This window comes from Mesonia sp. K4-1, from assembly GCF_008017825.1.
Lineage (GTDB): Bacteria > Bacteroidota > Bacteroidia > Flavobacteriales > Flavobacteriaceae > Mesonia.
Genome location: NZ_VRLS01000012.1, coordinates 353,789 through 375,702, shown reverse-complemented (window position 1 = coordinate 375,702; position 21,914 = coordinate 353,789). Strand labels below are relative to the sequence as shown.

Sequence of the window (21,914 nt, the reverse complement as noted above, 5' to 3'; positions counted from 1 at the left end):
CATTCCCTTAACCTCTTCGTTTAAAATAACCGAGTAATTTCTTTACATAGCCTTCATCTACCCGCGTACTCAAAGTTCCTGCGCCGCTATGATTAAAACTCGTTTTAAAATAATCTACTCGTTCTTGATAATAGGTTGAATAACTTTTCCTAACGGAAGACGAGCCTGTGTTTACCAAAAGAAATTCTCCTGTTTCAGCATCTTGCATTTGGACCATTCCTAAATTAGGCATTTCTTTTTCTCTTTCATCATACACTCTAATACCCGTAATGTCATGTTTATTGGCTAAAATTTTAAGTGTATGGTCGTAATCATCTGCTAAAAAATCGGATAGGATAAATATGATGGCTTTCTTCTTCATCATATTTCTTACATATTTTAAGGCTGCGGCTACATCGGTTTTTGTGCTTTTAGGCTTAAACTCTAGTAACTCCCTTATAATTCTTAGTACGTGTGACCTTCCTTTTTTAGGTGGCACGTAAAGTTCTATTTGATCTGAAAAAAGAAGTAATCCAATTTTATCATTATTCTGTGTGGCAGAAAATGCTAAAGTTGCAGAAATCTCAGTAATAATATCTTTTTTGAAACTCCCTTGCGTACCAAAAAATTCGGATCCAGAGACATCTACCATAAGCATCATGGTAAGTTCTCTTTCTTCTTCAAAAACTTTTACAAAAGGTTCGTTATAGCGCGCGGTAACATTCCAATCAATTGCTCTTACGTCGTCCCCAAATTGGTATTGACGCACTTCGCTAAAAGTCATACCTCGCCCTTTAAAGGTAGAATGGTATTCTCCTCCAAACACGTGGTTACTTAACCGCCGTGTTTTGATTTCGATTTTTCGTACTTTTTTTAGTAATTCTTTGGTATCCATAATATGCTTTCTTATCGGCTTTTATGATGCTTCACACATCATTGTATCAATTAGATCGCTGGTCTATGGCACTTCTATTTCGTTGATAATTTTACCTACAATATCTTCTGAAGTAATATTTTCAGCTTCAGCTTCATAAGTAATACCCACTCTGTGGCGAAGAACATCTAACACTACTGCTCTCACATCTTCTGGAATAACGTAACCTCTTCTTTTTATAAAGGCATAGCATTTTGCGGCTGTTGCCAAATTGATACTTCCACGAGGGGAAGCTCCAAAAGAAATAAGTGGTTTTAATGACTCTAAGTTATATTTTTCTGGATAACGTGTAGCAAAAATAATATCTAGTATATATTTTTCAATTTTCTCATCCATATATACTTCGCGAACGGCTTTTTGAGCGCTTAAGATCTGCTCTAAAGAAACCACGGGATTTACCTGCTCAAAACTACCTTTTAAATTAGCTCGAACCACCATTTGTTCATCCTCAAGTGTAGGATAATCAATCACCGTTTTTAACATAAAACGATCGACTTGTGCTTCTGGTAAAGGGTACGTTCCTTCTTGTTCTACTGGGTTTTGCGTTGCCATTACTAAGAAAGGCTTATCTAAAACAAAAGTGGTATCACCAATCGTCACTTGTTTTTCTTGCATCGCCTCTAGTAAAGCCGACTGCACTTTTGCTGGTGCACGGTTAATCTCATCGGCTAAAACGAAGTTGGCGAAAATAGGCCCCTTCTTTATGCTAAAATCATTGAGTTTTATATTGTAAATCATCGTTCCCACTACATCTGCAGGAAGTAAATCTGGTGTAAATTGTATTCTACTAAAGCTTCCTTTTACAGCTTTAGATAACGTATTAATGGCTAAGGTTTTTGCCAATCCCGGCACCCCTTCTAATAAAATATGACCCTGGCCTAGTAAACCAATTAATAATCGCTCAATCATGTGTTTTTGACCGACAATGACTTTATTCATCTCATTGGTCAATAAATCTACAAAGGCACTTTCTCTTTGTATTTTCTCATTTAATCCTGCGATGTCTACCGATGAGGTTTGTTGTTGCTCCATTAAAATTATATTTTATTCCGTTACCTTATTTTATAACGTTGCAAAGTGAAAAAATTATTTTTTAAATGTTGTTAATGATAGGTTAAAAACCAAGAAAAAGATTCCCATTTTAGGTTTCACCTATAATGGACTTCTCTCCATTTTAATTGTTGCAAAAAAAAGAGGTTATTTTTCAATAACCTCTTTTTTAAACTAATTCTTTTATTTTAATTAAAAGAAATATCTTCTACTACTTTTATTTCCCCATTTACAACAATCACATCTAGAATTGTGATCGTAGGTAAATTCAAACTAGCTTCCGAATCAACCGTTAATGTGTATGAACCTGATGGTAAACCATATAATTGAAACTCTCCTTGAGCATTAGTATAGGCACTCACACTTGTAGTTGAATTACTAGCCGTAACCAAAGCCGGAGCAGTTGATGGTAAAATTACATTACCGCTAATTATACCCGTTTCGGCCACTGCTGTAGCTCTAATTACTGGTTTCAAACTGTAACCGCCATTTCCTTGAGCAACAATAGATTCTTCTACATCAAAATCTAAAATATATTCATAGCTAATACCTGGCTCTAATTCGGTATTTAAATTAATTTTTAAACCAGATTGTTGAGCACTTGGTGTTGATAAAGGCTTTGATTCTCCATTTACCACAATTGTGTTGTCATCTCCTAAGATTAATCTTATTTGAGAAATGTTTCCGGCAGGCACTTCATAATCATCTGCTAACACTACACTTGCACCACCTGTTAATTCAAGTAAATTGTAAACTCCTACATTAATGGCATTTAAAGAAGTTTCTGCATCTCCTCCAGAATATTTAATAACTACATCTTCTACATCAATATTAACCTCATCGTAATCTCCAGGGGCATCTACCAGTTTTACACTCATTTTTGCTTTCCCCTCTTCTACTGTAGAATTTCCGTTATCATCACTACTACAAGCGATAAGTGTTATTAGCCCTAAAGCTAATATTGCCATTTTTGAAAATACATTTAACTTTTTCATTTTATATTTATTTGGGTTTATAAATACAACTTTAGGGGTCTTTACCATAATATGAAAATTCTTTAACCTCTCTTAACAACAATTTTAGATGTAATTAACACACATAAAAACTATCATCTATTCTTAAAATTTATATCTTCCGTAAAGATTAATTTACTCATACTTAAAGAGAATAGTTTTCTAAAATCTTTTCTAATCAAGATATTTACTATGACAAAAACAGCATTTATAACAGGGGCTTCGAGCGGAATTGGAGAAGCAACAGCAATAGCTTTAGCTAAAGAAGGATTTCAAGTAGTACTTTGCGGAAGAAGACAACAAAAATTAACCGATTTGCAAGAGTTTTTAAAACATACCAAAACCCATCAATTACTATTTGATGTAAGAGATAAACAGGAAGTCAAAAATGCCATTAACAGTTTACCTGAAGAGTTTAAAAAAATAGATGTATTAATTAACAATGCTGGTAATGCCCACGGACTCGATTACTTTCAAGATGGAAATCTAGAAGATTGGGATGCTATGATAGATATTAATGTAAAAGGCTTAATGTATGTGAGTAAAGAAATTATTCCTCAAATGATAGCAAGAGAAGAAGGACAAATTATAAATATTGGTTCTACTGCAGGTAAGGAAGTTTACCCTAAAGGAAATGTGTATTGTGCTAGCAAACATGCGGTAGATGCTATTAATCAAGGAATGCGATTAGACCTTAACGGAACTGGCGTAAAAGTTGGTGCGATTAATCCAGGCCTTGTAGAAACAGAGTTTAGTAAAGTGCGCTTTAAAGGAGACGAAGAAAGAGCCACAAAAGTTTATGAAGGTTTCAAAGCATTACAAGCCAAAGATATTGCAGATGTTATTTGTTTTGTAGTCACTAGACCTACTCATGTAAACATAGCCGACCTCACTGTAATGTGTACCGCTCAAGCTTCTTCTACTCTCGTAGATAAAAACTAAAACTAATCTCATGATTAACAAACGCCTACTCATTAAAAATTTACTCGCCCATAGTGCCGAGAATAGTTTTTATGATAAAAAGCTAAAAGTTAATCTTGGAGACAAAGAAGGAAAGGCTAAGTTATTAAAGCATATTTGCGCTCTTTCAAATAGCAACCCTCACAACAACAGTTATATTGTAATTGGTGTTGAGGATAAAAAGAATAACATCATTGGCGTCGATTTTTATGACGATAGTAAAATACAGAATCTGGTAAATGCTTATTTAACCAATCCGCCAAGGGTGAATTATGCCAATATTTTATTTCCACATCTCCCTGAGGGTAAAGTTGTGGGATTAATTACTATAAATCCTAACAATGAACTGGTTTGCTCTTTAAAAAAGAACATTTGGAAATACTACGGAGGCATGGTTTTTTATAGAGAAGGGAGTATAAGTATGCCTCAAAGTTTTGAAGTAAAACCCAATAATTCTAATATTGAAAAGGTAGCCGCTATAGAAAATCACTCTCAAAACACTATTAAATATACATTAGATGGTGTCTTTGATTTTATGAATCGCAGTAAAGATTACAAGCCTACCTATCGGGTTTTTAAAGAGTATTTTGTAGTGTGTTGGGCAGGGAAAAAGAAAGTAAATAAAAAAGGAACATTTTATTCACGAGTTAATATTCAGTTAATCAATGAACAGGTTAAACTATTTTATTCCGATTTGGATGAGGTAAGTATTGAGTTTAACGATGAGTATTTTAAGATTTTAGAATATGTGCATTTGGGTCTTTACAAATCTTATAAATATTATCCTTTAGAAGAGGTTACAATTAAGTTTCATAATAATATTAGCTATGAAATTGAAAGCAAGATGGTGTTCGATCCTCCTCAGTTTTCAAAATCGACTTTACATCATATTATGAACAGTAATAAGAGTTTATTAGAAAAGCTGGAGAAAGGTTTCCGCTTAAGTGAAATAGAACAGCAAGATATTTTAAAACTTCCTGCCAATTATTTACTTTGCTATTTTAATGGGTTTCCCGAAGCTATTGAAAAATTAGAAGAAGCCAAAAGTTTACTAAAAACTCATCATAAAGAAGCTTACCTGCGTTATAAAGAAAATATTAGAATTTTAAGAAAAGTGAAATACAATTAAATGAAAAGAATTTTAGCCATAGGCGACATACACGGCGGTTTAAAAGCTTTAGAGCAATTACTAGAAAGAGCAAAAATAACCCCAGAAGATCAACTGATTTTCTTGGGAGATTACGTAGATGGCTGGAGCGATTCTGCCAAAGTCATTTCTTACCTTATAGAATTAGCCCAACAAAATAGTTGCATATTTATACGTGGTAATCACGATGAATTATTGCACCAATGGTTAAAAACCCACGATACCAATGAAAAATGGTTGGCGCATGGGGGGCAGTCGAGCATAGATGCGTATAGAAATTTATCTGATGAAACCATTCAGCAGCATCGCATTTTCCTAAAAGAAATGGTCAATTATTATATTGATGATGAAAACAGATTATTCCTCCACGCAGGTTTCACCAATCAACACGGCCCCGAACAGGAATATGAACCTTATATGTTTTATTGGGATAGAACTTTGTGGGAAACCGCTCTGTGCTTAGATAAAGAAATTAAGGAAGATGATTTTCGTTACCCGAAACGCTTAAAATTGTTTAAAGAAATTTTTATAGGGCATACTCCCGTTACCCGAATTGACAAAGAAAAACCTGTACAAGCTGCCAATTTATGGAATGTAGATACGGGCGCAGCTTTTAAGGGAAAACTATCTTTAATCGACGTGAATTCTAAAGAGGTTTTTCAAAGTGATCCCGTTTGGAAATTGTATGCTAATGAAAAAGGGAGAAATTAATTTATATTTGTCTAAAAAATAAATTCTATGAAAAAATTATATGCCGCTGCTTTTCTTTTCCTTATCGGAATTAATATGAAAGCACAAGAATCCGATTTCCCTAAAAATGAAGCAAAATTAAATATTGCTAATACCATTGCCATTGCATCGGTAGAAGTAGGCTACGAAAGGTTTATTGGTTTTAACCAATCAGTAGACGTAGAGTTTTTAATCAATGACCGCATCAACTATCATAGCGAAAAAGGGTCGCGTAAATTTAATACCAACAGTATTAAATTAGGGTACAACTACTACTTCGGGAAAGAAACTGCAGGTTCTGGTATTTACGCCAATCCTTTTGTAAAATACCGTTTTGGAGATTTTGAGCAAGAAGTAAGTAACGTAATGTTAGAAACTGATATGAATGCCTTTATGGTTGGACTAGGCGCTGGTTATAAATGGAATTTTGGAGATAAATTTGTATTAGGACCTTATGTTTCTATTGCTCGAAACTTTAGTGATGAAGTAAAAGAGCGTTTTTCGGCTATTGAGTTTCACGGTGGTTTTAGTGTAGGGTATAGATTCTAAAAATATTCATTGTACAAACTCCCTAGTTCATCCTATAAATTAGGGAGTTAAATTTATTTCTGTTTTTAAAAGAGGTTGTCTTATTAGTTTTATACTGAAACTAATACCTATCAATCCATGAAAAACTGTATAATTCAAATTCTTTTTATACTGAGCGTTTCCCAGTTATTTGCTCAGTCTCCATTTAAAAACCCAGATGATTTTCTTCAGTTAAATGAAAAAGCTCCAAAAGTCTTATTGGTTGGGAGCTTTCATTTTAATTATCCGGGCTTAGATGCTCACAAAGCCAACGAAGATGAAAAAATAAACATCTATGCTGAAAAAAGGCAAAAAGAACTTCAAGAACTCCTAGACTACCTAAGTAAGTTTAAGCCCACTAAAATTGTAGTTGAAGCTGGAGCGAACACAGGTTATCTTTTTAAAAATTACGAACATTATAAAAAAGGAACTGAAAAATTGTACGCTAATGAAAGTAGCCAAATAGGTATGCGTTTGGTTGAACGTTTTCAGTTAGACACTATTTATGGAGTAGATTCCCCTTCTTTACTTTATAAGCTTTCTTCAGAAAAAGACAGTTTAGCTTCTAAAACTTACATCGACAAAATTACCAAAAGACATTATTTTGGCGGTGATGACGAAATAAATAAACGTTACTCTAATTTTTATCATTACAAAGACAAACTTACGGTTAGCCAAACTCTTTTAGAAACTTTCACTTATATGAATTCTGATAAAGTATTAGATCGTGGTTTTGGAGCTTACATTTCTGGCGGCCAATTTACTTCTAAAGAGATGGAAGGTCCAGATGCTCTTTCTATGTTTTGGCTGAACCGAAATTTGAGAATTTACAGAAAAATACAACAAATAGGATATACCGAAAACGATCGAATTTTAATACTGTTTGGTGCAGGACATATCTCCATACTTAAATGGTTGTTTGAATGTTCTCCAGAGTTCGAATTGGTAAAGTTTAATTCGCTATAAATTATGAGAAAGTATATTTTCTTGTTTTGTGCAATTATATTAACCCAAAACATAACCGCTCAAGAGAAAGAGGTTTTACTCATCGGTACAATGCACACAGTTCCAAAAATTGTAAAAAACAGCTATAAACCTTTACTAAAAAGAACCTTAAAATACCATCCGGAAGCTATTTATGTGGAAAGTCCTCGCGCCAATGATACCATTAGCTGGGAATATCTAAAAGATGGGTGGTCTAAGAATTATAAGAAGTTTTATTTTTTAGCCCATTCTCTTCAGCAGCATTTCAACTTTAGCCCAAAACAACTCAATTTTCTGTTGAAGAAAGATTTCAGTAAATTGTCTAACCAAGATTTAGATGTAATTATCAATTCTTTTGGTTACCTAAGAGATTATGCTAATTACGATTTTTACAGATATATTCAAAAATATGGTGTAGAAGGTTCTGCAAAACCAACACGACACGAAGACGGAGATTTAACGGCTAAATTAGCCATTCAGTTAAACATTAAACGTTTAAAGGCTATGGATGACCTACAAACCAATAAAGAATATCACGATTCTTGGCAAAAGTGTGCTGAAGATGGAAGTAAAAACGGGGACAATAAAATAAACCAAAAACTTAACAAAAAAGATTATAATAGCGCTATTATTCCCGCACTTTTTAGAGGGTTGGGAATGCACGTAAACAAACGAAAATCTTTAGGACGATTAGATCAACTAGCTTCTTTCACCTATGTTAAAAACAAGACCAAAAGTTGCTTATTAGGCACCAAATATTGGAACCAAAGAAATGAACGGATGGCACAAAACGTAGGCAAACAAATATTAGCAAATCCAGCAAGAAAAAGTATCGTTATTTTGGGCGCAGCACATATTATTAGACTTGAAAAAGAATTGAAAGAGAAATTTCCAAGCATTAAAGTTAAATTACTAAATGAATAACAAACAAGAAATTCGCTATCACATTATCTTTTGGGTACTTTTTCTTTTAATGGAAGTATTTTCTGATATCGTTTTTAAAAATGCGATAGAGAACCCAACTGAATATCTCTTACATAACCTGGAGTTTCTTGTTTTACAAATGGGCATTTTCTATCTCGTTTATCTTAAGATTGCTCCTGTAACTATTCCTGTTAAAAAGTGGACTTATTTAATTTTAGCCTTAATTTTATGTATTCTATTATTTGCAGGCTTACGATATGTATTAGAAGAAATCGTTTTATTCAAGATCACGGGATTTCATAACTACTATCCTAACTCTCTTCGGCCTCTCTTTTATATTTTTGATAATTCTTATTATGCTTTTAGAATTATCTTACTCAGTCTTGTTTTCTATTTTGTAAAACATCAATTAAAGGTCAACCAGCAATACAATAAATTAAAATTAGAAAAGAAACAAGCAGAATTACAGGTGTTAAAATCGCAATTGAGTCCGCATTTTTTATTTAACACCCTCAACAGTTTTTATGCAGATGCCCTCGATGTGAACTCCAAACTTAGTGATGATATTTTAAAACTTTCAGAAATGTTGCGGTATGTCACTTATCAAAATGAAGAATTTTTTTTACTGAAAGATGAACTCAATTTCTTGAATAATTATATTATTCTTTTTAAAAGAAGATTTGAAGGAGGTCTATATATAAAAAATTCTTACCCTGAATTTACAAAACCTTATAAAGTACCCACCTTACTTTTAATTCATTTTGTTGAAAATGCTTTTAAACACGGAGTTTTAAATGATGTTAAAAACCCTATTCAACTTCACATTGAAATTATAAAAGAACAACTTATTTTTAAAATTGAGAATGCATTTAAACCTCAAGATAATTATGATGAAAGAGGGATTGGATATAAGAATATTACACAACGTTTACAGTTAATGTTTGGAAAGAATTATCAACTTAAACATTTTCAAAAAGAAAATAAGTATTTTGTAGAACTACAACTCCCCTTAAAAAAATAAAATGTCAAATCTCTTTACGTGCATAATTGTAGATGACGAGCCCCCTGCAATTCGGGTTATAGAAAAATTCATAAGTCAATTGAAAGGTTTAGAGCTTATAGCTTCTTCTTCTAAAGCACTTGAGGGGTTGGAGCTTATTCAGCAAAATCAACCCCACATTGTATTCTTAGATATACAAATGCCAGATTTAACGGGAATTCAACTATCAAAATTGATAGATGAAAACGTAAATATTATTTTCACGACCGCTTATCCTCAATTTGCTGTAGAAGGTTTTGAGCTAAATGCCGTAGATTATCTTTTAAAGCCTATTGCTTTCCCTAGGTTTATTGAAGCAGTAGGGAAGATAAAAAAGAAAAAAACTTCAGTAAAAGAAACTTCAAACCTCAACAATGAAGAGTATTTCTTTGTAAAAACCGATGGAAAAAATAAATTCCGTAAAGTAAAATTATCTGATATTCTCTTTGCTGAAAGTATTAAAAACTATGTCATCATACATACTGAGACTGAACAGTTGGTGACCTATAACACCTTAAAAAACATTCAAGAAAGTTTACCACAAACCAAGTTTATAAAAATCCATAAATCTTATATCGTAGCTTTAGATAAAGTTGAAAAAACCGATAATTATGAGGTATGGATAAACGGAAAAGACCTTCCGTTAGGGGACACTTACAGAAGTGAATTTTTCAAAAGAATACACGATAAAAAACTATAAACTCAACCTTACTTCTTCTACCCAAATTGCTTTGCGGTCATAATAATGATTAAAATTTGTAGAGTCTTATAAATTGAATTTTATGTTATACAGTATAACGATATTGGTTAATCTTAGAGTCTTTAATTAATTTGCTTTACGCGGATTTTTTTATTCTATCCCTTTTAAAATTGTTCGTCTAAAAACATTTTTAATCGCTTAACCGAAAAATTTATTTGGGATTCTAATTGAATTGGTTTAGCTTTAAAAACTTAACAATCTAAAAACCAATCTATTTATGAACCAAAACAACAAAACAAAAATCCCCCCCAGCAAAATTAAAGCCAAAGGGCTTAAAATGGGGCAGGTGTTTTTGCATTCTTCTCACGTTTTCTTTTACTTTTTATAGTTGCCAAGACGATGATTTTCTAGAAAGGGAGGACCAACACACAAAAGAGCGCTATAAAGCATAGTTCCCAAAGCTTTAGCGAACTAGAAAATAACCCTCAATTTATTTCTGCTTATCATCAACTTAGTAAACAATTGGCGCAAAAGAGCAATGTAAGTGGTAGGGGTGGTGAATTTATTGAAAACAGGTATGGTGTTAAAATTGACTCTTCTTTAATTAATGTTGCCCATACAGATCTTTACACTTCTTACACTATGTACTTGCATCGAGATGAGCAACCAACACATTATTTTGAAAATTTGGTAATAGAAGTAACCGATACCGCTGAAACCAAAGCCTATGTGATGCAGTATTTTCCTAGAACGCCCATTTCGCAAACAGCAGATGAATCTTTTATATTTGAATATTACTACACTATGATCCCCATAGAGTATGAACAAGGGTCTAAAGTTACCGTAAACGATTGTGGCGATGTTACTGTGACTTTTTGTAATAATGGTCCTAATGGTGGGGAAGGTCCTACCCATATTGCTGGTCCAGACTGTGACCCAAATAAACAATGGGAGGTAACTTATTTAGTTGGAGAGGGCTGCGGTGGTGATACGGATCCAAGTGATCCCGGCCCTGGCAATAACAACTTCCCGCCCTACCCCAATAATCCACAAAATGGTTCCAACCCAGGTTACCCACACGGCGGCGGTGGGGCAGGCCACGGTAATAATACTCCTACCAACACCACCATTACCAACCCTTTACCCTGTTATAAAGTACAGGTGGATTGTGTGGAAGTGGAAGTCATGGAAACCGACCCTTGTGATGAATTAAACAACATGAATAAGGAAAAACCTTATCTAAACGTGCTTAGAGGGGAGACAACAAGTCATGCAGAGCATGGTTATTATTTTGACGAAGGTATCCCTGGAGCAACCGAAGCAGAATTACAAACTCAAAGTTCTTTGGCAACATTAAATATGCCTACTGGAGGAACCATTTATGGAAGTTCACACACCCATCCTTATATGCAAACGACTAATCGTTTACCTATGTTTGCTATTGAAGACATTATGTGGGTTGGTAAAGCCTATTTTGCCAATACCAAAAACCCTAGACCGCCTATGTCTAAATTTTTTAATACACTTACGGTAAATATTAATGGAACCAATTACCATTTTGCCATAAAAGTTGAAAATAGAGGGGAATTCTTAAACGCATACAACAACAAATATGGAAACTTATCTACATTAGAAAAAAGTAATTTAGAAGAAGAATTAGGAAAAGAATATACAAAAATTAGAAGGGATGGAGGAAATTTTAAAAAATATGTAGAAGCCCTGTATGAATTTTTAGAGGAAAAAGGCATTAATGGAATTGGGGTCTATAAGGCCAATTTAAATAGCAATAATGATATTGAAAATTGGGATAAACTTGAATATAACCCTAATAATACAAACAACCCTATCAATGAAATTCCTTGCGAATAAAAAAATAAATACTATGAAAACAATAACAATAATATGTACACTTATATTTTTAGTGAACTGTAATGCACAAACACCTATTTTGCCAATTTATGATAATGAAGACTATGGAGATATAGAAGGAGCTTATTATAAAGATACTTTTAATGATCTTAATCTTTTTGAAGGTACTTGGCAATATACCAACGGAAAAACAGAATTCAAGGTAGTATTACAAAAAAAAGAAATGGTACAATACGTGAGTCCTATGAGTGAGAGAAGTTATTATAAAGATATACTTATAGGAGAATATAAATATATAGAGGGTGGAGTAGAAAAAGTGAATACCCTAAGCTTTTTAAATAATAATTATACAGATCCATATGAACATTATATTGCTGGAGGTATAATCATTGAAAAGTATGATCCTAGCGGCAGGGTTTGTTTAGGCTGTAACCCTGGGGATATTAAAGTAAGTCCCTTGTTTAGGGAACCAAATGTAGAAATCCCTGGGTCTTATATTAAAATATACTTTAGGCATTTTGTAGAAAACGGGGTAGAAAAATTAGAAGCAGAAACTTCTATGTTTGGTAACCCCACCTATAATATAAACGATCCCAACCCTACTTTTGATGAGTATAGTTTACCTTTAGGTACTACATTTATTTTAGTGAAACAGTAAAAAATTACATAACTTAAATTTTAACCAAAACCCAACTTTAAACAGTTGGGTTTTGTATTTTTATAAATATGAAACTCTTTCAACTATTATTACTTTTTATTATTTCATTTACCTGTAAAGCTCAAATAATTCCTGTTGAAAATCATTTTAATTACCAAAACGAAATACCAGACGGTACTTATATTAAAGATGTAAATAATGTATTAGATAAGTTTACAGGTACATGGCTTGGAACTTATGATAATAAAAACTATGAAATTGAGGTTGAAGAGGTTGTTTATCAATCTCAAATTAGAACTTCGCTCACTTATGATCAGTTGTACTTACGTTATAAAATTACAGACGCTAACGGAACTGTTTTACTTAATACATTACCATTACCAGATGATAGTGATTATGTAGTTATGGGAGAGTATGTAAAACCTTCAGGGTCATATCAATTAGATTATGGAGGGTATGAATACGATTGTGGGCAGTCTGGTACTATTTTTATTAAAACCTTTAACAATAACACACAAATGAAATTGTATTTATATTTAGGAGAGTCCCCATATAATGAAATTGATTGTCCTAATGGATTTGCAGAGCAAGTTTTTCCAACACATACCCAAATAATTTTAACCAAACAGTAGTTTTTATAATTATTAACCAAAACCTAACTTTAACCAGTTGGGTTTTGTATTTTTATAAGTATGAAGTTTTATGAGCTATTATTCTTTTTTGTTATTTCTTATGCGTGTAAAGCGCAAACTTTAAATCCTGACCTAAACCAAGCAGAACAAGAAATTATTGGTACTTGGATATTAGAAAATGATTCTAATACTAAATTGATTTTTCAAAGTAATGGTACAGTTAAAACTTATTATAGCAATACTTTAAATGCTACGCATCAATATGAAATAAGTAATAGTTGTAATGGAGAGACTCTAAATAATAAGTTATTTTTAAAAACATTAAACAATCAAAATGAAGTAATTAATTGCTCTTACCTCGATAGTATTAATTATAATAATAATGGTAAAATGACCTTGGTTTCACAAAATCAAGGGAAAATAATTGTTTTCAATAAACAACCATAAGGAAAGTTAAACAAAAACGCCCTCACTTTAAATAGTGAGGGCGTTTTCTATATGCTAAATTCTAATTCCTAGAATCTTATAAATCAAATTTAATTCCTTGAGCAAGTGGGAGCTCTGTCGTATAATTAATCGTGTTAGTTTGTCTTCTCATATAAACTTTCCAAGCATCACTACCAGATTCTCTACCTCCTCCGGTTTCTTTTTCACCACCAAAAGCACCACCAATCTCTGCACCAGAAGTTCCAATGTTTACATTGGCGATTCCACAATCAGATCCTTCCACAGAAAGGAAACGTTCTGCTTCACGCAAATTGTTGGTCATAATGGCTGAAGAAAGCCCTTGGCGTACTCCGTTTTGTAATTCTAAAGCATCGGCAACATCACCTTTGTATTTCATAATATAAAGTACTGGAGCAAATGTTTCGTGTTGTACAATTTCAAAATGGTTTTCCGCTTCAGCGATTGCAGGTTTTACGTAGCATCCGCTTTCGTAACCTTCACCTTCTAAAACACCACCTTCAACTAAAATCTTACCACCTTCTTCAACAACTTTGTCAAGTGCATGTTGGTAATTTTTTACTGAATCTTTATCGATTAATGGACCAACGTGGTTGCTCTCATCTAACGGGTTTCCAATTTTTATTTGCTTGTAAGCATCTACCACAGCATCTTTTACTTTATCGTATACATCTTCGTGAACAATTAAACGACGCGTAGAAGTACAACGTTGTCCACAAGTTCCTACCGCTCCAAAAACAGCTCCGATTACGGTATTTTTAATGTTAGCATCTGGGGTTACGATAATTGCATTGTTTCCGCCAAGCTCTAATAAAGTTTTTCCTAAACGTCCTGCCACTTCTTTCGCTACGATTTTCCCCATTCGGGTAGAACCTGTTGCAGAAATTAAAGGTACACGCTCATCTTTGGTCATCATTTCACCAACCGTATAATCTCCTGTAATTAAACAAGAAATTCCTTCTGGAACTCCGTTTTCAGAAAATACACGTGCTGCAATATTTTGGCAAGCTACAGAAGTAAGTGGAGTTTTCTCTGAACCTTTCCAAATACAAGCATCTCCACAAACCCAAGCTAAAGCAGTGTTCCAAGACCAAACCGCAACTGGAAAGTTAAATGCAGAAATTACTCCTACTACCCCTAACGGGTGGTATTGTTCGTACATTCTATGTCCTGGACGCTCAGAATGCATCGTTAAACCGTGTAACTGACGAGAAAGACCTACAGCGAAATCGCAGATATCAATCATTTCTTGTACTTCACCTAAACCTTCTTGGTAAGATTTCCCCATTTCATAAGATACCAATTTCCCTAAAGGTTCTTTTAAACGACGTAGTTCATCATTAAATTTTCTTACAATTTCACCGCGTTGTGGAGCCGGCATAGTTCTCCATTCTTTAAAAGCTTTTTCTGCAGTGGTGATTACTTTTTCATAATCTTCTTTAGTAGTCGCTTTTACTTTACCGATTAACGCTCCATCTACAGGAGAGTAAGATTCGATGATTTCTCCATTAGAGAAAAAATCTTTTCCCGTAGAAGTACCATTATTTATATCTTGTAAGCCTAGTTCTTTTAAGGCTTTATCTATCCCAAATTCTTTAGCAATCTGACTCATTAATGTGATAATTTAATTATTAATTAATTGATTCTTCGCGAAAATAACAAAAATGAAGCATTAATCCTCGTCTGTTACAAAACGTTTATCTACATCCATCACGGTACCGCAATTATCACAGGTTCTTAACTCTTTACTTCCGTAGAAATGTTTAAAATGCTTAAGAAAATCTACCTCTATATCTTCTAACGGAAAGTAAACTTCGTATAATTTATGATTGCAGTTGTCACAAAACCAAAGTAATCCATCTTTGCCAGGCAACTCTTTTCGTTTTCTTTCTATCACCAAACCAATAGAGTTCTCTCCTCTTGCAGGCGAATGAGGAACTTTTGCTGGATGTAAATACATATCTCCTGGCCCCAGTTTCATAGTTTTCTTCTCACCCTCTTCTTGAATATGTACTTCAATATGTCCTTCTAATTGGTAGAATAATTCTTCGGTTTCATTATAATGATAATCCTTTCTTGCATTGGGTCCAGCCACGATCATCACAATATAATCTCCCGCATCTTTATATAAATTCTTATTACCTACAGGAGGTTTTAAAGTGTCTCTATTTTCCTCAATCCACTTATTTAAATTAAAAGGTTTCTGAATTCCCATAGCTAATATTTTATTATATTTAGTAAACACAGTGTTTTAGTGCTCCTAAAATTACTTAATTATTCATAAAATGAAAAGATTTCTCCTTCTAATCGTATTGATTCTCTCTTTTGCTTGTAAAGAAAATAGAAGCTCGCTTAACGCGGAAAAAAATGCTACCGAAATTAAAAATAAAAAAGTAGCCAACTACGGAATCGCTATTCATGGCGGCGCAGGTTATATTAAAAAAGAAAACATCAGCGACAGCTTAGAAAGAGCCTATCATGATAAATTAAAAGAAGCCATTACCAAAGGAAATGAAATTTTAAAAAATGGAGGTTCTGCAGTAGAAGCGGTAAAACAAACCATAAATGTAATGGAAGATTCTCCTCTATTTAATTCTGGCAAAGGAGCAGTACTCTCCCATGCAGAAACACCCGAATTAGACGCTTCTATTATGGATGGAAAAACTCTAAATGCTGGAGCAGTTGCAGGTGTTAGTACAATTAAAAATCCTATTAATTTAGCTTATGAAGTGATGATGAATTCAAATCATGTTCTTTTATCTGGGAAAGGCGCTGAGAATTTTGCTAAAACTAGAAATTTTAAACTCGTTAACCCTTCTTATTTTATTACTGAAAAGCAACTTAAAAATGTTCAACGAATCAAACAAAATGAGAATAAGAAACAAGCCACTTTTTACAATAATGATATTAACGGCACAAAATTTGGGACCGTGGGTTGTGTTGCTTTAGACAAGCACGGGAATCTCGCTGCTGGAACTTCTACAGGCGGAATGGCCAACAAAAAGTGGGGACGAATTGGTGACTCTCCAATTATTGGATCTGGGACTTATGCTAATAATAAAACTTGCGCTGTTTCGGGAACAGGATGGGGAGAATATTTCATGCGAGGGGTCGTTGCTCATGATATTTCTGCTTTAATGGAGTACAAAGAATTAAGCTTACAGGAAGCTGTAGAAAAAGTAATCTACGAGAAACAACCCAAATTAGGAGGAAATGGTGGTGTTATTGCTATCGATTATTTTGGAAATATTGTGATGGAGTTTAACACCCTTGGAATGTTTAGAGCTAGTTATATAAACGACAAATTAATTATTGAGATTTGAAGAAAAACAAAAATTCGTATCACATTTGTTATTTAAACTTTATTTAACAGCAAATTAACTTCGATTAGTTCGGTTTATCCCGAACCAATATATATTTTTGCGTCATTATTTATTTACTCAATTATGACAAAAGAGATATGCAGTAAAAAAATGGCTCTTGTAGAAAAACTAGGAGTTCATTTTGAAAGTAGAGAAAATTTAGCGCCTGTAGCAGCTAGAATATTATCCTATATAGTTCTTATAGGAAAATTTGGAGCCACTTTTGAAGAGATGGTGTCTTTACTTTGCGCTAGCAAAAGCACAATTTCCACCCATCTAAATCACTTACAAGATTTAAAGAAGATAGAATACTTCACTAAAACTGGTGACCGTAAAAAGTACTTCGTTATTAATAAAAATTCGGTTCTACATCACATTGATGGTATGATAAAAGAATGGGAAACTACGAGAAATCTTCATTTAGAAATAAGGGATTATAAGCAAACCATCAATGACCACATCACCGATACGGATACCGAAAAATTTGACTTATCATTTCATAATGATTACCTCAAATTTCTAGATGAAGCTTCAAGCTCTATAAAAGAATTAAAAGAAAACCTAATAAACAATAAATTCAATCTTTAATCCAATGAAAAAGAATTCATTCATATTTATATTAAGTAGCATAACCATGTTACTATTTGTAGTAAGCTGTGGCGACAAAGACAAAACACAAGCTACCAATACTCAACAACAAGCTTTACCATTTCCTGTAACTCAATTAGAACAAAAAACCGTTACTGGCTATACCGAATATCCTACTACAATTGAAGGTGTTGTAAATAGTGATGTTAGGGCAAAAGTTGCAGGATACGTTCAGCAAGTATTAGTTGATGAAGGAGAAAAGGTGAGTAAAGGTCAAGTGTTATTTAAATTAGAAACACAATCACTATCTCAAGATGCAAGCGCAGCTAAAGCTCGTGTTAATGTAGCACAAGTCGAGGTAGATAAACTTGTTCCTTTAGTAGAAAAGAATATTATTAGCTCGGTGCAATTAGAAACTGCTAAAGCTAATTTAGCTCAAGCTAAAGCTAATTATAGCAGTGTTTCTGCTAATATTGGTTACGCAACTATTAAAAGTCCCGTTAATGGTTATGTAGGGAAAATCAATTATAGAGAAGGAGCTTTAATAAGTTCTAATGATTCTAAACCTCTAACTACAGTTAGTGACATTAGTAAAGTATATGCTTTTTTTAGTTTGAATGAAACTCAGTATTTAGACTTCTTGCAAAATACTGAAGGGCAAAATATATCAGAAAAACTCGCTAATTTCCCTAAAGTGAACTTGATACTTGCCAATGGGAGTGTGTATGATGAAAAAGGAAAAATAGAAACAACTTCTAGACAAATTAATCAAAATACAGGTACAGTAAGCTTTAGAGCTATTTTTGATAATCCCAATCAATTAGTAACTAACGGGAATAGTGGTAAGATACAAATCCCTACCCAGTATGAAAATGCCACTGTAGTTCCACAAGATGCAACCTATGAGCAACAAGGTAATGTTATGCTTTTTAAACTTGGAAAAGATAATAAAGTAACCGCTTCAATTATAAAAATAAAAGCTACAGTAGACAATTTGTACGTAGTTGAATCTGGTGTAAGTGCAGATGATACCATTGTTATTTCTGGAGTTGGAAAATTAAATAGCGGAATGGCTATTTCTCCTCAAGAAACATCTTTCGACAAAGCTATTGAACCCGTAGCTACTTTATTTAAATACTAGTTAACTAAAAATATAGACTATCATGTTAAAAACATTTATTGAAAGACCCGTTCTTTCAACAGTAATCTCTATAATCATAGTTATGCTAGGGGTTATTAGTATAACCAGCTTACCTATAGAGGAATATCCAGATATTGCTCCTCCCACTATTAAAGTGACCGCAAATTATACAGGTGCAAATGCAGAAACAGTATTAGAAAGTGTAATTGTTCCTATTGAAGAACAAATTAATGGTGTAGAAGGGATGACCTATATTACTTCTACAGCTTCTAACACGGGTACTGCAGAAATTACGGTTTATTTTGACCAAGAAATTGATGCCGATATTGCAGCAGTGAATGTGCAAAACCGTGTGGCTAGAGCAAACCCATTATTACCTCAAGAGGTAATTCAAACTGGGGTAACTACACAAAAGCAAGAAACAAGTGCTTTAATGTTTATCTCTATGTATTCTGAAAGTGAGAATTATGATGCTACATTTATTCAGAATTATTTAAAAATTAATGTGATTCCTGCCATGCAACGTATTAGCGGTGTAGGAGATGTTAGTGTATTTTCTCAACAAGATTATGCGATGAGAATATGGCTTAAACCTGAAAAATTAGCAGCCTATAATCTAATCCCTTCTGATGTTTCAGCGGCTTTAGCCGAACAAAACTTAGAAGCAGCGGCAGGATCTTTAGGTGAAAATAACGGAGAATCTTTTTCTTATACTTTAACCTATAGCGGTCGCTTTAAAGATGAAGGTCAATATAGCGATATAGTGATCAAAGCTTTAGGGAACGGAGAATTTTTGCGCCTAAAAGACGTAGCTACCATAGAGTTAGATGCTCAGTCTTATGCTTCTAACGCTATGAGTTTAGGAAACCCTGCAGTATTCATGGGAATCTTCCAAACCAAAGGATCTAATGCTCAAGAAATTATTGAAAACATTAAGCTAACTTTAGACGATGTAGAAAAAGATTTACCAGAAGGCTTAGATATTTTTGTGCCTTATGATACGAGTTTATTCTTAAACGCATCCATAGATAAAGTGGTAACCACCTTGTTAGAAGCCTTTTTACTTGTATTTTTAGTGGTATTTATCTTCCTACAAGATTTTAGATCTACATTAATTCCTGCCATTGCGGTACCTGTATCTATTATTGGTACGTTCTTTTTCTTAAGTGTTTTTGGTTATTCAATTAACTTATTAACGCTCTTTGCTTTAGTCCTCGCTATTGGTATTGTAGTAGATGATGCCATAGTTGTGGTAGAGGCTGTACATGCCAAGATGGATGATGGGGAGAAAAACCCTAAAAAGGCAACATTAACAGCCATGAACGAAATATCTGGTGCTATTATTTCTATTACTTTAGTGATGGCAGCAGTATTTATCCCTGTAACTTTTGTGACAGGGCCTACGGGAGTTTTCTATGAGCAGTTTGGAGTTACTTTAATTATTGCGATTTTAATTTCTGCGGTAAACGCTTTAACTCTAAGTCCGGCACTATGTGCTTTGCTATTAAAGGAACACAAAGAGGATAAAGAATTAAAAGGAAAAAATCCGTTACAACGTTTTTACACTTTATTTAATCGTGGTTTTAACGCTACCATTAATAAATATGGAAAATCACTTCAGTTTTTATACAGAAGAAAATTTGTTTCGGTGCTTCTATTAATTATTGCTGTAGTTGGTATTTATTGGGCGGCAAATAACACCCCAACAGGGTTTGTACCTAATGAAGATAGAGGTATTATTTTTGCGAATATAGAATTGCCGCCAGGAGCTTCTCTAGATAGAACAGATGCTGTTTCAAATAAACTATATGAGAATGCTAAGGATATAGAAGGTATTGCCGGAGTTAACTTTATTAAAGGTAGAAGTTTAATTAGTGGAGCTGGGAGTAACTTTGGATTTGGAATTATAAAATTAGATGATTGGGAAGATCGTGAAGGTGAATCTCTTTCTGTGGAAGCTATAACAGGAAAATTATTTGGTATAGCTGCTGGTATTCCAGAAGCAAATATTATTTTCTTTTCCCCACCAAGTATTCGTGGATTTGGTAACTCTTCTGGTTTTGAAATAAATTTATTAGACAAATTTGGAGGGGAATTTACAGATCTAGATAAGGCCAATAAAGATTTTACGATGGCTTTAATGAAGCATCCCGAAATTAAATATGCGCAATCTTCCTTTAATACGAGTTATCCTCAATATGAAATGGAGGTAAATGTTCCATTGGCGAAAGAAAAGGGAGTTTCTATTACCAGTATTTTTTCCACTTTACAAGGTTATATTGGAGGTATTTATGCGTCAGATTTCTCAAGATTTGGAAAACAATTTAGGGTTTACATACAAGCTCTTCCAGAAGATAGAGCAGATGAAAATTCTTTAAATAGTATGTATGTAAGAACCAATAGTGGGGAGATGACACCTATTACACAATTCGTTAATTTAAAGCGTGTATATGGACCACAATCGGTGACACGTTTTAATTTGTTCAACTCTACATCAATAACGGGAGCTACAAATGAAGGCTTTAGTACAGGAGATGCCATTAGGGTAATTGAAGAAGAAGTTGCTAAACTTCCTAACAATTATACCGTAGCTTATTCTGGTTTAACACGAGAAGAAGTAAATGCAGGAAACCAAACCACATTTATATTCATTCTTAGTATTCTATTTGTATACTTTTTATTGAGTGCACAATATGAAAGTTACTTACTGCCGTTTGCCGTAGTATTATCACTACCATTTGGAGTCTTTGGAGCTTATATAAGTACGAGTTTCTTTGGATTAGAAAACAATATCTATTTCCAAATTGCACTCATTATGCTTATTGGCTTGCTCGCTAAAAACGCCATTTTAATTGTAGAGTTTGCTTTACAGCGGAGAAAAATGGGAGAGTCCATTGTAAATGCAGCGATTGATGGAGCTAAATCTCGTTTAAGACCAATATTAATGACGTCTTTTGCCTTTATTTTAGGTTTGATGCCTTTAGTGTTAGCGAAAGGTGTAGGAGCCGAAGGGAACAACTCAATTGGAACTGGAGCTGCCGGAGGAATGCTAATTGGAACTGTTTTTGGAGTTTTTGTTATCCCTATACTCTTTATCATTTTTCAATGGTTACAAGAAAAAATCTCTGGAGAACCAAAATTTATAGTTGAACATTCTGAAGAAAATAAATAAT

The 21,914-nt window shown here is 33.6% G+C and carries 21 protein-coding genes; 16 read left to right on the top strand and 5 right to left on the bottom strand.

The features are described from left to right. Positions 1-7 precede the first annotated feature (7 nt). The 3 genes from FT986_RS02935 to FT986_RS02925 form a co-directional block, all read right to left on the bottom strand. Positions 8-874, bottom strand: coding sequence for a DUF58 domain-containing protein (locus FT986_RS02935; RefSeq protein WP_147863757.1), 867 nt, complete (start codon positions 872-874; stop codon positions 8-10). Between the two features lie 63 nt (positions 875-937). Further along, complete coding sequence (locus FT986_RS02930) at positions 938-1,945, bottom strand: MoxR family ATPase (protein WP_111539682.1); 1,008 nt, start codon at positions 1,943-1,945, stop codon at positions 938-940. A 206-nt stretch (positions 1,946-2,151) separates the two neighbouring features. Continuing rightward, complete coding sequence (locus FT986_RS02925) at positions 2,152-2,958, bottom strand: DUF4382 domain-containing protein (RefSeq protein WP_255505886.1); 807 nt, start codon at positions 2,956-2,958, stop codon at positions 2,152-2,154. A 210-nt stretch (positions 2,959-3,168) separates the two neighbouring features. Here FT986_RS02925 and FT986_RS02920 point away from each other — a divergent pair, with 210 nt between their 5' ends. The 12 genes from FT986_RS02920 (at position 3,169) to FT986_RS02865 (ending at position 13,632) form a co-directional block, all read left to right on the top strand. Then, positions 3,169-3,918 carry an SDR family NAD(P)-dependent oxidoreductase gene (locus FT986_RS02920; protein ID WP_147863756.1) on the top strand — a complete coding sequence of 250 codons (750 nt, stop codon included), beginning with the start codon at positions 3,169-3,171 and terminating at the stop codon, positions 3,916-3,918. Positions 3,919-3,928: 10 nt separating this feature from the next. Then, positions 3,929-5,065: an ATP-binding protein gene (locus FT986_RS02915; protein WP_147863755.1), complete on the top strand. Its 1,137-nt coding sequence runs from the start codon at positions 3,929-3,931 to the stop codon at positions 5,063-5,065. Continuing rightward, the gene (locus FT986_RS02910) at positions 5,066-5,794 is read left to right on the top strand and encodes a metallophosphoesterase family protein (protein ID WP_147863754.1); all 729 of its coding nucleotides are present in this window, start codon (positions 5,066-5,068) and stop codon (positions 5,792-5,794) included. A 27-nt stretch (positions 5,795-5,821) separates the two neighbouring features. Beyond that, complete coding sequence (locus FT986_RS02905) at positions 5,822-6,361, top strand: DUF3575 domain-containing protein (RefSeq protein WP_147863753.1); 540 nt, start codon at positions 5,822-5,824, stop codon at positions 6,359-6,361. A gap of 117 nt (positions 6,362-6,478) precedes the next feature. After that, the gene (locus tag FT986_RS02900; RefSeq protein WP_147863752.1) at positions 6,479-7,345 is read left to right on the top strand and encodes a DUF5694 domain-containing protein; all 867 of its coding nucleotides are present in this window, start codon (positions 6,479-6,481) and stop codon (positions 7,343-7,345) included. A gap of 3 nt (positions 7,346-7,348) precedes the next feature. Next, positions 7,349-8,287 (top strand): DUF5694 domain-containing protein, encoded by a 939-nt coding sequence (locus tag FT986_RS02895; RefSeq protein WP_147863751.1) that lies wholly within the window; start codon positions 7,349-7,351, stop codon positions 8,285-8,287. Continuing rightward, the gene (locus tag FT986_RS02890; protein ID WP_147863750.1) at positions 8,280-9,308 is read left to right on the top strand and encodes a sensor histidine kinase; all 1,029 of its coding nucleotides are present in this window, start codon (positions 8,280-8,282) and stop codon (positions 9,306-9,308) included. The genes FT986_RS02895 and FT986_RS02890 overlap by 8 nt, the downstream gene beginning before the upstream one ends. 1 nt (position 9,309) lies before the next feature. Then, positions 9,310-10,026 (top strand): LytTR family DNA-binding domain-containing protein, encoded by a 717-nt coding sequence (locus FT986_RS02885; protein WP_147863749.1) that lies wholly within the window; start codon positions 9,310-9,312, stop codon positions 10,024-10,026. A 522-nt stretch (positions 10,027-10,548) separates the two neighbouring features. Continuing rightward, positions 10,549-11,895: a hypothetical protein gene (locus FT986_RS02880; RefSeq protein WP_147863748.1), complete on the top strand. Its 1,347-nt coding sequence runs from the start codon at positions 10,549-10,551 to the stop codon at positions 11,893-11,895. A gap of 13 nt (positions 11,896-11,908) precedes the next feature. Beyond that, a complete protein-coding gene (locus tag FT986_RS02875; RefSeq protein ID WP_147863747.1) occupies positions 11,909-12,553 on the top strand; it encodes a DUF6705 family protein in 645 nt (214 codons plus the stop codon). A 68-nt stretch (positions 12,554-12,621) separates the two neighbouring features. After that, complete coding sequence (locus FT986_RS02870; protein ID WP_147863746.1) at positions 12,622-13,185, top strand: DUF6705 family protein; 564 nt, start codon at positions 12,622-12,624, stop codon at positions 13,183-13,185. Between the two features lie 60 nt (positions 13,186-13,245). Beyond that, on the top strand, positions 13,246-13,632 hold the full coding sequence (locus tag FT986_RS02865; RefSeq protein WP_147863745.1) for a hypothetical protein: 387 nt from the start codon (positions 13,246-13,248) through the stop codon (positions 13,630-13,632). Positions 13,633-13,708: 76 nt separating this feature from the next. Here FT986_RS02865 and FT986_RS02860 read toward each other — a convergent pair whose 3' ends face one another. Then, complete coding sequence (locus FT986_RS02860) at positions 13,709-15,262, bottom strand: aldehyde dehydrogenase family protein (protein WP_147863744.1); 1,554 nt, start codon at positions 15,260-15,262, stop codon at positions 13,709-13,711. Between the two features lie 60 nt (positions 15,263-15,322). Continuing rightward, on the bottom strand, positions 15,323-15,865 hold the full coding sequence (locus FT986_RS02855; protein WP_147863743.1) for a 3-hydroxyanthranilate 3,4-dioxygenase: 543 nt from the start codon (positions 15,863-15,865) through the stop codon (positions 15,323-15,325). A gap of 70 nt (positions 15,866-15,935) precedes the next feature. On the opposite strand from FT986_RS02855, the gene FT986_RS02850 reads away from it, so the two are divergent. The 4 genes from FT986_RS02850 (at position 15,936) to FT986_RS02835 (ending at position 21,913) form a co-directional block, all read left to right on the top strand. Continuing rightward, positions 15,936-16,973, top strand: a complete 1,038-nt coding sequence (locus FT986_RS02850; RefSeq protein WP_147863742.1) for an isoaspartyl peptidase/L-asparaginase family protein — start codon at positions 15,936-15,938, stop codon at positions 16,971-16,973. A 123-nt stretch (positions 16,974-17,096) separates the two neighbouring features. Next, a complete protein-coding gene (locus FT986_RS02845; protein WP_147863741.1) occupies positions 17,097-17,600 on the top strand; it encodes a GbsR/MarR family transcriptional regulator in 504 nt (167 codons plus the stop codon). A gap of 4 nt (positions 17,601-17,604) precedes the next feature. Continuing rightward, the gene (locus tag FT986_RS02840) at positions 17,605-18,741 is read left to right on the top strand and encodes an efflux RND transporter periplasmic adaptor subunit (RefSeq protein ID WP_147863740.1); all 1,137 of its coding nucleotides are present in this window, start codon (positions 17,605-17,607) and stop codon (positions 18,739-18,741) included. Positions 18,742-18,763: 22 nt separating this feature from the next. Then, positions 18,764-21,913 (top strand): efflux RND transporter permease subunit, encoded by a 3,150-nt coding sequence (locus FT986_RS02835; protein WP_147863739.1) that lies wholly within the window; start codon positions 18,764-18,766, stop codon positions 21,911-21,913. The last annotated feature ends 1 nt before the right edge of the window (position 21,914 follow it).